10 protein-coding genes and 1 pseudogene are annotated in these 12,960 nt (G+C 61.4%); 5 read left to right on the top strand and 6 right to left on the bottom strand.

What is annotated here, in order from left to right; all coding sequences use genetic code 11:
• Window position 1: 1 nt before the first annotated feature.
• The 3 genes from GQ59_RS23865 to GQ59_RS23855 form a co-directional block, all read right to left on the bottom strand.
• Window positions 2-1,123, bottom strand: coding sequence for an ABC transporter permease (locus tag GQ59_RS23865; RefSeq protein ID WP_037085998.1), 1,122 nt, complete (start codon window positions 1,121-1,123; stop codon window positions 2-4).
• A gap of 9 nt (window positions 1,124-1,132) precedes the next feature.
• Window positions 1,133-2,119 carry an ABC transporter permease gene (locus GQ59_RS23860; protein WP_037085996.1) on the bottom strand — a complete coding sequence of 329 codons (987 nt, stop codon included), beginning with the start codon at window positions 2,117-2,119 and terminating at the stop codon, window positions 1,133-1,135.
• 141 nt (window positions 2,120-2,260) lie between these two features.
• A complete protein-coding gene (locus tag GQ59_RS23855; RefSeq protein WP_037085993.1) occupies window positions 2,261-4,210 on the bottom strand; it encodes an ABC transporter substrate-binding protein in 1,950 nt (649 codons plus the stop codon).
• Between the two features lie 256 nt (window positions 4,211-4,466).
• Here GQ59_RS23855 and GQ59_RS33150 point away from each other — a divergent pair, with 256 nt between their 5' ends.
• Genes GQ59_RS33150 through GQ59_RS23830 form a run of 5 tightly spaced genes read left to right on the top strand, consistent with a single transcriptional unit; the run spans window position 4,467 to window position 8,071 of the window.
• Window positions 4,467-4,661: a hypothetical protein gene (locus GQ59_RS33150; RefSeq protein ID WP_037085991.1), complete on the top strand. Its 195-nt coding sequence runs from the start codon at window positions 4,467-4,469 to the stop codon at window positions 4,659-4,661.
• Complete coding sequence (locus tag GQ59_RS23845; RefSeq protein ID WP_037085989.1) at window positions 4,661-5,380, top strand: FadR/GntR family transcriptional regulator; 720 nt, start codon at window positions 4,661-4,663, stop codon at window positions 5,378-5,380. Before GQ59_RS33150 ends, GQ59_RS23845 begins: the two co-directional genes overlap by 1 nt.
• A 45-nt stretch (window positions 5,381-5,425) precedes the next feature.
• Window positions 5,426-6,256, top strand: a complete 831-nt coding sequence (locus GQ59_RS23840; protein ID WP_037085987.1) for an NAD-dependent epimerase/dehydratase family protein — start codon at window positions 5,426-5,428, stop codon at window positions 6,254-6,256.
• Window positions 6,253-7,134 (top strand): SMP-30/gluconolactonase/LRE family protein, encoded by an 882-nt coding sequence (locus GQ59_RS23835; protein ID WP_037085983.1) that lies wholly within the window; start codon window positions 6,253-6,255, stop codon window positions 7,132-7,134. Before GQ59_RS23840 ends, GQ59_RS23835 begins: the two co-directional genes overlap by 4 nt.
• Window positions 7,135-7,144: 10 nt before the next feature.
• Window positions 7,145-8,071, top strand: a complete 927-nt coding sequence (locus GQ59_RS23830) for a dihydrodipicolinate synthase family protein (RefSeq protein WP_037085980.1) — start codon at window positions 7,145-7,147, stop codon at window positions 8,069-8,071.
• Between the two features lie 20 nt (window positions 8,072-8,091).
• Here GQ59_RS23830 and GQ59_RS23825 read toward each other — a convergent pair.
• From GQ59_RS23825 to GQ59_RS23810, 3 genes and pseudogenes are all read right to left on the bottom strand, one after another.
• A pseudogene (locus tag GQ59_RS23825) lies at window positions 8,092-9,377 on the bottom strand (GGDEF domain-containing protein).
• Between the two features lie 95 nt (window positions 9,378-9,472).
• A complete protein-coding gene (locus GQ59_RS30735) occupies window positions 9,473-11,902 on the bottom strand; it encodes a PAS-domain containing protein (protein WP_244448043.1) in 2,430 nt (809 codons plus the stop codon).
• A gap of 183 nt (window positions 11,903-12,085) precedes the next feature.
• Window positions 12,086-12,958: an N-formylglutamate amidohydrolase gene (locus GQ59_RS23810; protein WP_037085978.1), complete on the bottom strand. Its 873-nt coding sequence runs from the start codon at window positions 12,956-12,958 to the stop codon at window positions 12,086-12,088.
• Window positions 12,959-12,960 lie beyond the last annotated feature (2 nt).

Here is a 12,960-nt window from a genome sequence, read left to right as displayed (position 1 = left end):
CTCACTTGTTGTACGGGTCGGCCGCGTCACGCAGACCGTCGCCGAAAAGGTTGAGCGCCATGACGGCGACGACGACCGCGAGCCCCGGCATGAACAGCCATGGCGCGGTGGCGATGGAGCGGATGTTCTGCGCCTCGCGCAGAAGAACGCCCCAGGAGACCGTCGGCGGCTGCAGGCCGAGGCCGAGGAAAGAGAGCGATGTTTCCGCCAGGATCATCGCCGGCACGGCCAAAGTCATCGACGCGATGATATGGCTCGAGAAGCTCGGCAGCATATGGCGGAAGATGATCCGGCCTTCCGAGACGCCGTCGAGACGAGCAGCGGCGACGAATTCCTCGGTTCGCAGCGACAGGAAGCGGCCGCGCACGACGCGGGCAAGTTGCGCCCAGCCAGTGAACGACAGGATGATGGTGATCATCATGTATTGCAGCGCTGCGGGCCAGCCCTGCGGCAATGCCGCGGCGAGCGCCAGCCAGATCGGGATGGTCGGCAGCGACAGCACGAAGTCAATGACACGCTGCATGACGAAGTCGATCCGGCCGCCGTAATATCCGGAAATGCCGCCAAGCACGATGCCAAGCAGCAGCGACAGGAAAACGCCGACAAGGCCGATCGACAGGGAGATCTGCGCACCCTGCACCGTGCGGCTGTAGACGTCGCGTCCCAGACGGTCGGCGCCGAAGAGATAGAGCGGCTTGGTGTTGTCCGTCGTGGCGATGAGATGGATGTCGGTCTCGAACAGGCCAAGCACCGAATAGGTGTAGCCACGCCCGAAAAACTGGATCGGGATCTTCGTATTGGTATCCTCGACGAAGATCGCGGCTAGCGTGTTCGGATCGCGCGTCAGCTTCATGCCGTAATAATACGGGCCAAAACTGAACCCGTTTGTCGTATCGAGGAAATGGATGCTCTGCGGCGGATGGAAGGTCGAACGGGCGTTCTGCAGGATCGGGTCGTTGATCGCAAAGAAGCCCGGGAAGATCGCGACAATGTACATCGCGACGGTAACGACAAGGGCGGCCATGGCGAGTTTGTGCCGCTTGAAGGCCCACCAGATCAGCTGCCATTGCGCCGCGACGGCGACGCGATCGGGGCGATCGTTGAGGATGGTTGCATCGACCATTCGGGCCTCCTATTCGAGCCGGATGCGCGGATCGACCAGCGCAAGCAGGATGTCGCTGATCAGCGAGCCGATGAGCGTGAGAGCGCAGATCAGGAGCACGAAGGCGCCTGCGAGATACATGTCCTGCGCCATCAGCGCCTGGAGAAGCAGAGGCGCCGCCGTCGGCAGGTTGAGCACGATCGCCACGACGACCGAGCCGGAGATCAGGTTGGGCAGAAGCCAGGCAATCGTCGAAATGAAGGGGTTGAGGGCGATGCGCAGCGGGTATTTGATCAGCAGCCGGAACTCCGAGAGCCCCTTGGCGCGGGCAGTCGTGACGTAAGGTTTGGGCAGCTCGTCCAGCATGTTGGCACGCATGACGCGGATCAGGCTCGCGGTCGAAGACACCGCAAGGATCGCTACCGGCAACCACAGACGCGACAGAAGGTCGAGCGTCTTGGCGATGCTCCAGGGGGCCGTCTCGTATTCAGGCGAGAAAAGGCCGCCCACATCCGCGCCGAACTCGACGGCGGCGATATACATCAGCACCAGCGCCAAGAGGAAAGACGGGATCGACAGGCCGAAGAACGTGAAGGCCGTGAATGCATAGTCGCCGATCGAATATTTCTTCACCGCCGAATAGACGCCGATCGGCAGCGCGATCGCCCAGGTGGCGATCAGGCTTGCGAGCGCAAGTACCAGGGTCAGCGCCATGCGCTCCCAGATAAGGCCGGAGACCGGCTGCTGCCATTCGAACGAGATGCCGAAATCACCGCGGGAAAGAATTCCCCAGATCCATTTCAGGTATTGCACCAGCATGGACTGGTCGAGGCCGAACCGCTCGCGTAGTGCGGCTGCGGTGTTCTGATCGACCACTTCGTTGGAAGAGGCAAGCGTCGCGATATAGGTGGTCACGAAGTCGCCTGGCGGAAGCTGGATCAGAACGAAGGCGAGGAAGCTCACCGCAAACAGAGACGGGATCATCCATAGCAGACGTTTGATGATGAATTTCAGCATGCAAAGCTCGCAATTCGGATTGCACGGCATGCCAATACGAAAGCCTTCGACCGTCGTTCGGGCAGTTGATGCAATGGGACCGGAAGGGTGCCGCCGCCGATCGGGCGGCGGCACAGTTGGAGTAGATCAGCCCGTGCCCACTCAGCTCGTGAACGTGAACTGCTGCGGCAGGGCGGGGCCGGGGTTCGGCCAGGACCAGCTGTCCGGCTGTTTTTCGGGAACGTTGCGCAGATTGTTGCGGATCACGCCGAAGCCACCCACAGCGAGGCAGATCCCCATGACCTCGAACTCTTCCGCAGCGATGTCGAAGACCTGCTTCATGATCGCGCCGCGCTTGTCGACATCGGCCGTGGAACGAGCCTCGTCATAGAGCTTGAAGCGCTTCTTCTGGCTTTCCGGAGGCTCTTCGCCCTTGGTGCCGTTGGACGTGTACCAGAGCGTCCACGGAATGGCGTAACGCGATCCCTGCGGATGGAAGGCGAAGAAGTCGCGCGGGTCGAGCATCGGGTCGAGGCCGCCGGGACCCGGCCAGACCTGCGCATCATGGGCGTTGTCGTCGCCTCTCGTATAATAGAGCGCGCGTTCGATGGTGTTGACCTTCATGCTGACACCGATCTTCGCCCAATGCGCCTTCACCAGTTCCAGCACGTCGACGAGGTCGGGATAGAGCGTCGGGATGACGTCGACCGCGAAGAAGAGCGGCTGGCCGTCAGGACGGAGACGGATGCCGTTGGCATTCTTCTTGTCGAGGCCAGCCTTGTCGAGCAAGGCATTGGCCTTGTCCGCCGCAAATTCGGTGAACTGGCGTGCCAGCTTCTCGTGATACCACGGGTGGCCTGGGCGCGGGCCGGTCTGGTAGCCCTCGCTCTGCCCGAAGTAGACGATGTCGATGATTTCCTGGCGGTTGATGCCCATCGACAGCGCCTGGCGGAACGACTTGTCTGCGAAGATCTTCCGCAGCACCGGATCCTTGTGGGTCATGTTGAGGTAGAGCGAGCACTGCTGCGCCGCGGACGGCACGAGCGAGAGAAGGCGGTAATCGCCCTTCTTCATGTTCTGCGACAGCGTCGGCTTGTTCGCGAGCGAGTTGATATGACGCTCCTGAATGTCGATCTTGCCGGAGATGACGTTGAGCATCAGCGACTCGACGTCCTGCGAGATGCCGAAATTCAGCTCGTCGACATAGGGCAGCTGGTTACCCTCGGTATCGACCTGCCAGAAGTAGGGATTGCGAACCATCAGCACCCGGGTCGCGCCGCCGGAATAGGCCTCCTTGATCACCCACGGATCGAGCACCGGCTTCTCGGCATTGCCCCAGCGCTGCGGAATTTCGATATCGCCGCACTTGGCGCGGAAGAGGTCCGGCCAGCTCGATGAACCGGCCGCCTTCACGTCCGCGTCGAGGTTCGGGTTGTACTTCGGCAGGAATTTGCTGCAGTAGTGCTTGGCGAACAGCGTCGGATGCTGGCCGAGCGGGGTCGCGAGATTTTCCAGATAGAGCGCGTTGGCTGCGGCGAAGGTGAACTTGACGGTGTAGTCGTCGATCTTTTCGACCACGACCGGCTTGCCGGCCACGGAAATCTGCGCCGGCGTCGAGCTGTAGAGTTCCTTGTTCTTGACGACATCCTCGATGGCGAACACCACGTCGTCGGCCGTGAACGGATGACCGTCCGACCATTTCACCCCCTTCAAGAGGTAGAAGGTGAACTGCGAGGCGTCCGCATTGACTTCCCACCTCTCTGCGAGATTCGGCAGGGCTTGCGTGAAGTCCATGTTCCAGCGCACCAGGCCCTGATTGCCGACCATGCGCAGGATGCCGTTATGGTCAGACGAGCCGCGAAGGCCGCGCCGCAGCGTGCCGCCGTAGGTCCCTATTTTTTCCCAGGGCTTTACGACCATCGGGTTCTTCGGAAGACGTTCGGCAAGCGGCGGAAGCTTGCCGTCCTTGACGAGGGCCGCAAGCTGCGGCGCCTCCTTGGTCGCAGCCGCGCTGGCGCTGCCGCCCGCAACTGACAGGGCAACGGCCCCGCCAACGCCTGCGAGGAACGTCCGGCGGGTAACGCCGGAAGACATATTTTCGTCGTCGCGCATTAATTTCCTCCCAAATGAACCGCCGACCTGAAAGGCGATCGATGGCAGGTTCCCTACCGCCACGACCGCCGAGGACCTCCATCCCATCGGCTAAAACGACCATAAGCAGGTTTTCAGATGATTACAAGTATTGACAGATTTTTACAGGTTAAATACTGCTGGTTCAAAAGAGCCATGTCGACAGGGAGAAGACGCATGACTTTTAGCGAAGACTCGCGCCAAAAACTGACGCGTCTCGCCAGCCACGCTTACCTCGGTGCTTGTGAAGCACGGCCTGGGGAACGTCTTCATTCGCAAACTGCACAAGATCCACAAGGGCGCTCCGCGCCTCGTCGGGTCTGCCTACACACTGCGCCACATTCCGGCGCGCGAGGGTATTTTCGGGCTTTATCCGCCGGAAGCCGAAGCGGAGCAGGCTTTTCGCGAATGGAGACGTAAGAAGGGACGCTGATGAACCAATCGGGCGTGATAGCGGCCGCGAAAGCGGAGCCTCGTTTCAGCGACATCATCTACGAGAAGATCGTAGGCATGATCGCTGACGGCCGTTTTCCCATCAACGAGCGCCTTCCCTCCGAGCCGAACCTCGCAGTCATGTTCGGGGCATCCCGGCCGGTGGTGCGCGAAGCTCTGGAGCGGCTTCGCAGGGATCAGCTGATCGTATCGCGCAAGGGATCAGGTTCCTATGTGCGGCAGCGGCCGGACTCGTCGGTGCTGAAGCAGGTTCCGGTCGGATCGCTTGCCGACGTGCAACGGTTCTTCGAATTCCGCGCCGGGCTTGAGGCGGAAGCGGCGGGACTGGCGGCACGCAACTGGCAGGCCAATGACAGGATCCGCATCCTTTCAGCACTTGCGGCCCTCGAACACTGTCTGGAAATCGGCGAACTCGGTGCGGAAGAGGACCAGTATCTGCACGACGCCATCGCCGCGGCGACCGGCAACCAGTTCCACGTCACCGTCCGCGATTGGTTCAGGCCACATTTTTCGATCGGCATGTCGGTGACCCGCAGCCTCAGCCTGAAACGGACGCCGCTGCATGTGCGGCACGTGCAGGACGAGCATCAGGCGATCGTGGAGGCGATCCTGGCACGACGGGAAACGGCGGCCCATGACGCCATGAAGAACCATATACTGAATGCGCGCGCCCGCATGTTCCAGGGCGTGGGAGGCTAGGAGACCTTCGATTTCATGCGATGTGAGGCATCGCGAGGAGGGGTTTTGAAACGGATTGCGATAACGGGTGGTGCGGGCAATATCGCCACGCAGCTTAGGGGGTTTCTGCGCCTCGAGGCGGAACACATCAGGCTGATCGACATCAGGCCGGCGGAAGAACTGGCGTCGAACGAAAGCTTCTTCGAGGGAGATCTCGCGGATGCAAACGCAATGCGTGCCGCACTCGAGGGCATGGACGGCGTCATTCACCTCGGCGGGCTCCCCCGCGAGGCCGAGATCGGCGACATGCTGCAGAGCAATATTCTTGGCACCTACAATCTGTACGATGCCGCCCGCGCCAACGGCACGAACCGCGTCGTTTTTGCGTCCAGCAACCATGCGACCGGCTTCTATCCCCGTTCCCAGACGATCACGCCCCTCGACGTGCCGCGTCCCGACACGCGCTACGGCCTGTCGAAATGCTGGGGCGAGATGGTCGCCGGGTTTTATTACGACAAGGCGGGGATCCGCACTTTGTCGATCCGCATCGGCAATGCCGGTCCCTATCCGAACAGCGAACGGGCGGCGGCGATCTGGATCAGCCCGCGCGACCTGTTCCAGCTTGTGAAGATCGGCCTCACCCATCCCGACATCGCTGCTGCAGTCGTCTACGGCATGTCGCGCAACGATGCCGGCTGGTGGAAGGATGAACTTGCCGAGCGGCTCGGCTACCGGCCACGGGATTTCTCGCGCGATCACCTACGCCTCGAGCCGGCGGATGAAAGCCCGGTCGCCGCATTCTTCCAGGGTGGAGGTTTCTGCGATCCGGAACACGACGGTGCAATCCGGCTCCGGGACGAAGACGGACTGATCGTATTCACGGGGGCTGCGCGATGAGCGAAACAAAGATCATCACACCCAAGGTTCGCCGCGTCATCGACTTTCCCCTCAAGGTCGGAGAGTCTCCCACCTGGGACGAGCGCACCGGCGATCTCTGGTTCGTCGACATCCTGGCGCCCGCGGCAATCTGCCTGCGGGCCGGTGGTGCCGTCGATCGGTTCGAGATGCCGGCGAAGATCGGCTGCCTGGTTCTTTGTGAAAATGGCGAGGTCGCGGTGGCGCTGGAAAGCGGCGTATATCTGCTGAACCCTCAAACAGGTTCGATGAAACTGCTCTGCGATCCGGACGGCGGCCGGCCGGACAGTCGGCTCAACGACGGAAAGGCCGGGCCGGACGGCTGCTTCTGGGTCGGCACCCGCGACGAGGCAATACCGCAGACGGGCAACGGCCGCCTTTACCGGGTGAAGCCGGACGGGTCGTTCGAAACAATCATCGATGGCGACCTGATGACCTCCAACGGTATCGGCTGGAGCCCGGACGGGCGGACGATGTTCCATTCCGACAGTAGCCAACTCTACGCGCAGATCTTCGATTTCGATCCGGTGCACGGCGTCACAGGTCCGCCTCGCCGCTTGCATAACTTCACAGCGGAGGAAGGGCGGCCGGACGGTGCCGCCGTGGATGCCGACGGATTCTATTGGATCGCCGGCCAGCAGGGGGGACGGCTCAACCGCATCTCGCCGGACGGAAAGGTTGTCGAGGCCTATCTGATGCCCGCCAAGGGGCCGAGCATGCCCTGCTTCGGCGGACCTGATCTTGCTATTCTCTACGTGACCACGCTCTCCACCGACAACAACGGCACTTTCGAAGACGGCACGATCTACGCCTTCGAGCCGGGGGTCCGCGGCACGCCTGTTCATCGCTTTGCAATCTGAGGAAACGCTTATGGATATCCAGACATTCCGCGAAATCCTGACCGGCATTTCCGGTGTACCGATCACCGCCTATGGTGGGGATGGCGAGGTCGATATCGGTGTCACCCGTGCGATTTACGCGCGCGTGGCGAAAGCTGGCATCCACAACATCGTCGCGGCCGGCAATACCGGTGAGTTTTATGCGCTTACTCCGGCGGAAATCACGGTCGTTACCGAAGCGGCAGTGGCGGGCGTCGATGGCAAGGCGCCGGTGACGGCAGCCGTAGGGCGCTCGTTGCGAGAGGCGATCGCCATGGCAAGGACAGCCAAGACGATCGGTGCGTCCGCCGTCATGTCGCATCAGCCGGTCGATCCTTTCGCAGCGCCCACCGCCCAGATTGATTATTTCCGCAATCTTGCCGATGCCTCCCTGCTGCCGATGGTCGCTTACGTCAGGGCGGATGGTTTCAGCCTTGACGACATGCTGCGGCTCGCGGCCCATCCGAACATCGCCGGCATCAAGTTCGCAACAACTGACATCCTGCTTCTATCTCGGGCCGTCGCGGCATCCGCGGCCGGCAACGCACTGTTCGTTTGCGGCCTGGCGGAAAGCTGGGCGCCAGCCTTCACCGCTGCCGGCGCCCGGGGGTTCACGTCCGGTCTCGTCAATGTCGCGCCTCAAATTTCGCTGGCAATTCATGCCGCACTGGAGTCCGGAGATTATCAGGAGGCTCGCCGGATGATCGGGCTCATCGAGCCCTTCGAGCGGATGCGCACACAATACCGCAACGGCGCAAACGTTACGGTCGTCAAGGAAGCCGTGGAAATAGAGCTCGGCATTTCCGTCGGCGAAGTGCGGGTTCCCGGCCTGCCGCGGCTCGCTCCGGAAGACCGGATAAAATTGACCGGAACGCTCGGCCAATGGTCATCCCTGATTGGCCGAGCATCCGGATACTGAACTCGGCTCGGGGGGCGGTTTTAATCGGAGTTTGGGCCGGCCTCGGGAGCATGGGCGACCAGACAGTTCCGGCCGGCCTTCTTGGCAAGGTAGAGCGCGGCATCCGCTTGCCGCTGCAGGTGCTCCGCCGAAACGAGTTCGCGGTCTTGCTTCAGCGCCGCTACTCCAATGCTGACCGTGACATAAGGAACGACGCGGGAGGTGGGGTTCGGAAGTGACGCAGCTTCTACTCGGGTGCGAACCCTTTCGGCGACATTCATGGCCTCCTGTTCATCAGCGCCAGGGAGGAAGACGAGAAATTCTTCCCCCCCGTAACGGGCGACCTGGTCCCGCTCGTCTCTCATACTGCTCTGAATGATGCCGGCAACCTTGACCAGACAGCGGTCGCCTTCGGCATGCCCGAGACTGTCGTTGAGGCGCTTGAAGTCGTCGACATCGCACATCAGCATCGCCGCGCCTCTGGTTCGTGTCAGGTCCTCGTTCCAGAAACGATAGAGCGTTTCCATCATCGAGCGCCGGTTGGCAACACCGGTCAGCGGGTCGGTTCGTGCAAGCAGTTCCAGCTGGGAATTGGCGTCGGCAAGTTCGGCGAGGCGGCTTCGGTCTCGCAACTCCAGCAGGAAGCTCTTGTGCGCCAGGATCGTTGCGGTGCGTCGAGCAACGACGGTTGCTGCCACGCCGCTTGCAAAAAACAGCGTTCCGGCCAGAGCACTTCCCACCTCGATCCCTGGATTGTGCAGTTGAAACACGAGGTAGATAGCCAGGGCCGAAGCTCCGATCGCGATGGCCCAGCCAAGCAGGATGGGAAATATAATGATGGCGGTGACGGCCACGAAAAGCATGATGGTCAGATGGCGCTCATAAAGCTCGCCACCGGCGTTGACGCCCACCAGGGCCACGGACAGGAGGATGAAAAAGACGGCCGATAGGAGGAAAACTCCCTGCAGCCATAAAGCGCGCGGCCGCAGAAAGACCATCGCCGCAACGAGCGCTGCGGGGGGAAGGATTAATGCCGGCCACAGCATCGACATTACGGTTTCGGTCGGAAGCAGGATCGCGTAGAGGCCCAACGTCAGGACGTCGAGCACGCTGACCCAGATCATCCACGCGCGGATGATCTTGGCAGTCTGCGGCCAGGAGCGTTCGCGAAAAGCCGGGCCAGCTCGCCGTTGAGCCGGATATTCCGCGTGCGCCCACCCAGCAGGCGCTCGACTTGTTCCACAATGGCCGGGCTCGGCCTCTGGAGAGGTTTCCGCGAAGACGGTCTTGCCGGTTTGGTAGAACCTGTGGTTCGCTCAGCGTCCATGTGCCGGATCTAGGGCCCTGATGACCGGGGACAAGACGGGCTGTTGCACCGGTCGGAACCGGGTCCGCAATCGGTGTCGCTTGCCTGTTGTTGCTTCAGGGCTGGACCTCGATCGGCAGGCCCTTCTGGTCGGTCAATGTTTGAGCCACGTCCCTTTCCAGTTGCTCAGGCCTGGCGATCGGCAGCATGATTGTAAACACGGTTCCTTCTCCCTTCACGCTGTCCACGTGAATTTCGCCCTTATGTAACTCGACCACCTGTTTCACCAGGTTGAGGCCGATACCCGTCCCCGCGATACCGGACGAACTTCTCGCCCGGAAATAGCGTCCGAACATCTTGGGCAAGTCGTCCGCGTCGATGCCGATCCCCTCGTCGCGAACGGTGATCTGGACACAGTCGTTTTGCTGCCACCCCGTGACATGGACGTCTGGGGAGTGCGGCGCGTATTTTACGGCATTTGAGAAGAGATTGGTGAATACCTGCTCCAGCGCCGCAGCGTCGCCGTAGATAGTGGAGGGAAGCCGCTCCACATCGAGCAGGAAGCGGTGCGATTTGCGGATGCTTTCCTGCCGCGCACTGCAGGTCCGGATGATGTCGTCCAACGCGCATGGCTTGCGGACGACGTCGATGTGGCCGTGATCCAGGCGTCCGACCGCCAGAATGCTCTCCATCAACTCCAACATTCGTGAAACTGCGCTGCGGATCTGCTCCGTCTTCTCACCGATAAATTCCGATGTCACCGCGTTCTTGCGGCGAACGAGACGTTGCGCTGCGCCGTCGATGATCGAAAGCGGCGTGCGGAATTCGTGAGAAGCCATGGAGACGAATTGCCGCTGAAGTTCGTTGACCTGCCGCTCTTGATCAAGCATCCGTTCCAGTTCCGCAGCCTGACGGGCAATTTCTGCAGTTCTGCTGCGCACAGTTTCCTCCAGATCGTCGCGATCCTGAAGCAGCGCCCTTTCCGCACGTTTCCGCTCGGTGACATCGACTGCCGCAACCAGTGAGGCCGGATGAGTGTCGAAGGCGAGTTGGCTCGAATAGATAAAGACCTCGATTTCGGTTCCGCGAGCCGTCCGGTGCCGCTGAGATCGATTGGCGTCGCTCACCTGATCCGCACCCAGGGCCGCGGTTTTCATTCTTTCCCGATCCTCCGGCGTAAGGATGTCCAGGAGTGTCATGGAAAGAAAACGGTCACGATCATAGCCGTAGTGATCAAGAGCCGCCTGGTTGACGTCGAGAAATTGAAGGCTCTCCCGGTCCTGAACCCACATGGGCAGGGGGTTTCCTTCGAACAGTAGCCGGAAGGAAGCCTCGCGCATCTTGAGATCCGTGATGTCAACGCGAATCCCTACGCTTCCGCCGCCCGAAACATGTCGTTCCTCTATCCGGACCCATCGGTTCCCCGGCAAGCGCTGCTCATGGGCGCTGTTTGGCTCTGCGTGGCGAGCCAATCGATCGGCCAGCCATTCCTCCTCACGGCCGATCGCGTCGGGATACTGGCCACGCTGCAGCCCGCTGCGAAGTCTGTCCTCGAAACCCATGCCCTTGACGAGGGGAGCACCGCTATCGGCGTAAAGCTGTTCGTAGCGGCGATTCCACATCACATATCGATCATTTTCATCGAACAGTGCCAGGCCTTCGGGGACGACTTCGAAGGCGGCCAGCAGGCGCGCATGGGCCGCTCTTGCCTCCTGCTCGGCGCGCTCCGCCTGCGCATGCGCCTGAGCAAGAGATCGTTCGGCTAGTCGCGCCTCGGTCACGTCCTCATGCGTCGACACCCAGCCCCCGTCAGCCGTACGCTGATGACAGCCGCGGATGACCTTGCCCGATTTAAGTTCCTTGATCCACACTTGCGACGAAGCGCCAGCATTCGTCTCATCCGCCCATGCGAGGTATTCCTCTCTGGACATCGTTGGAAAGGCTCCGACTTCGTCCCTCAACTTTATGATGTCTTCGAGCGACTGTCCCGGGTGAATCAAGGCCGGATCGACCCCGTAAACCTCGGCGTAGCGATTGTTGGACAAGGCCAATCTACCGTCGGCGTGGAACAGGCAAACGCCCTGGCTCATGCTGGCGAGTGCGGTGCGAAGCTGTTCGTCCTGGCTCATGATCTGCCTGCGGGTGCGGCTGGATGCGAGTAGTGCGTTCACGCGCGCGCCAAGTTCCCTGCCGTCGATCGCGCGTGAGACACAGTCAGCCGCACCGGCCTCGAAACCCGCGATCCTTCCATCGATATCGCCCTCGGGAGCGATAAGGATCACCGGTATTTCAGACGTCGCCGAACTGTGTTTCAGCTGGCGGCAGATCTGGACGCCGCACAAGTCTGCGAATTGAATGTCGAGCAGGATCAGGTTGGGTTGTTGCTCCTCCACGATCGTCTGGAGGTCCTCCTGGCGGTCGCAGGCTGAAACAACCGAAAGCGCGACGTCGTCTGCCGGAAGCTGATCGAGGTCCAGCTTGGCCGCATCTGCGCCCATGGCGAGAACAGCTGTCCGTCGATGCGTGATCTTCTGGGCTACAGGCATCGGAGCGGCCCCGCCGTCCGAAGCCGCAGGCCGCGACGATGAATGTAATTGAGGGGGGACCGCTGTCGTCAATGAAGATCGCCTACCATTCCGCGCTGGCCTGTTGCACCCTCACAATACGTATCGAGCGTTAAGGAGAGCTTATGTGCGCTTGCGCGGGGACTTGGTGGCGCCCGATGCCCCTCAGCTTTTGGTCTGGACGTAGTCGCGCAGGACCGTGCCGAGCCTGGCGAGATTGACCTTCAACCCGTCATAACCGGCGATTTTCTCGCGGGTATCCTCGTCCATGTAGAGTTTGCGGTTGAGTTCGATCTGGATGCTGTGCCGGTTTTTTCCGGGCGAGCTGTAGGCCGAGACCAGCTCGGCCCCCTTGAAGGGCACATTGAGCGACACCGAATAGCCAAATCCCTCCAGCGTCTCGACCACGAGCTTCACGAAATCCGGTTCGCTCGACAAACCTTCGTAATCGCCGATCACGATGTCCTTGCGGACGGTACCGGCCGGATCGGGCGAGAGCACATGGCCGATTGCCGGCATCGAATGGCAGTTGACGTGATAGACCTTGCCGAAGGCGGCGTAGGTTTCATCGAGCAGCCGAACTAGCTCGCGATGGTAGGGCCGCCAATAGGTGTCGATGCGGTCCTCCAGCTCCTTCACCGTCAGCTTGCGACCATACATCGGCGTGTCACCCCAGGCGTAACGCCAGGTGAGGCCCATGCCGCGGCGGGCCGAGGCACTGTCGCGGACCGGATGCGGCCACTCGCCCTCCACCATTTCCAGGTCGACATCCTTCAGCGACCGGTTGAGGTCGAGAAAGCTCCTCGGAAAATGCGCGAGCAGCAGTGGAGCCCCGATCGACGGCGCAAAGCCGAAGAGGTCGTCCACATAGGTGTCGGAGGCGACCCGCACCAGTTCATCGGAAACCGTGCGCTCGAAATCCGGCAATGTCAGGCCGCTATGCGGCGAGTCGAACACCAGCGGGACGGCCGGAGCCGCCGGCGGAATGATCTTGAGAACGCCGTCGATCTCGACGGGGGCGAAAGTCAGCTCTGTCATCT

The sequence above is a fragment of the Neorhizobium vignae genome, from assembly GCF_000732195.1.
In the GTDB taxonomy this organism is placed as follows: Bacteria; Pseudomonadota; Alphaproteobacteria; order Rhizobiales; family Rhizobiaceae; genus Neorhizobium; species Neorhizobium vignae.
This window is presented reverse-complemented; position numbering and strand designations above follow the sequence as displayed.

Coding starts and splice junctions, on each gene's coding strand:
- GQ59_RS23835 (WP_037085983.1), top strand. CDS start 6,253: ATGAGCGAAACAAAGATCATCACACCCAAGGTTCGCCGCGTCATCGAC.
- GQ59_RS23810 (WP_037085978.1), bottom strand. CDS start 12,958: ATGACAGAGCTGACTTTCGCCCCCGTCGAGATCGACGGCGTTCTCAAG.
- GQ59_RS23865 (WP_037085998.1), bottom strand. CDS start 1,123: ATGGTCGATGCAACCATCCTCAACGATCGCCCCGATCGCGTCGCCGTC.
- GQ59_RS23860 (WP_037085996.1), bottom strand. CDS start 2,119: ATGCTGAAATTCATCATCAAACGTCTGCTATGGATGATCCCGTCTCTG.
- GQ59_RS23830 (WP_037085980.1), top strand. CDS start 7,145: ATGGATATCCAGACATTCCGCGAAATCCTGACCGGCATTTCCGGTGTA.
- GQ59_RS30735 (WP_244448043.1), bottom strand. CDS start 11,902: ATGCCTGTAGCCCAGAAGATCACGCATCGACGGACAGCTGTTCTCGCC.
- GQ59_RS23855 (WP_037085993.1), bottom strand. CDS start 4,210: ATGCGCGACGACGAAAATATGTCTTCCGGCGTTACCCGCCGGACGTTC.
- GQ59_RS23845 (WP_037085989.1), top strand. CDS start 4,661: ATGAACCAATCGGGCGTGATAGCGGCCGCGAAAGCGGAGCCTCGTTTC.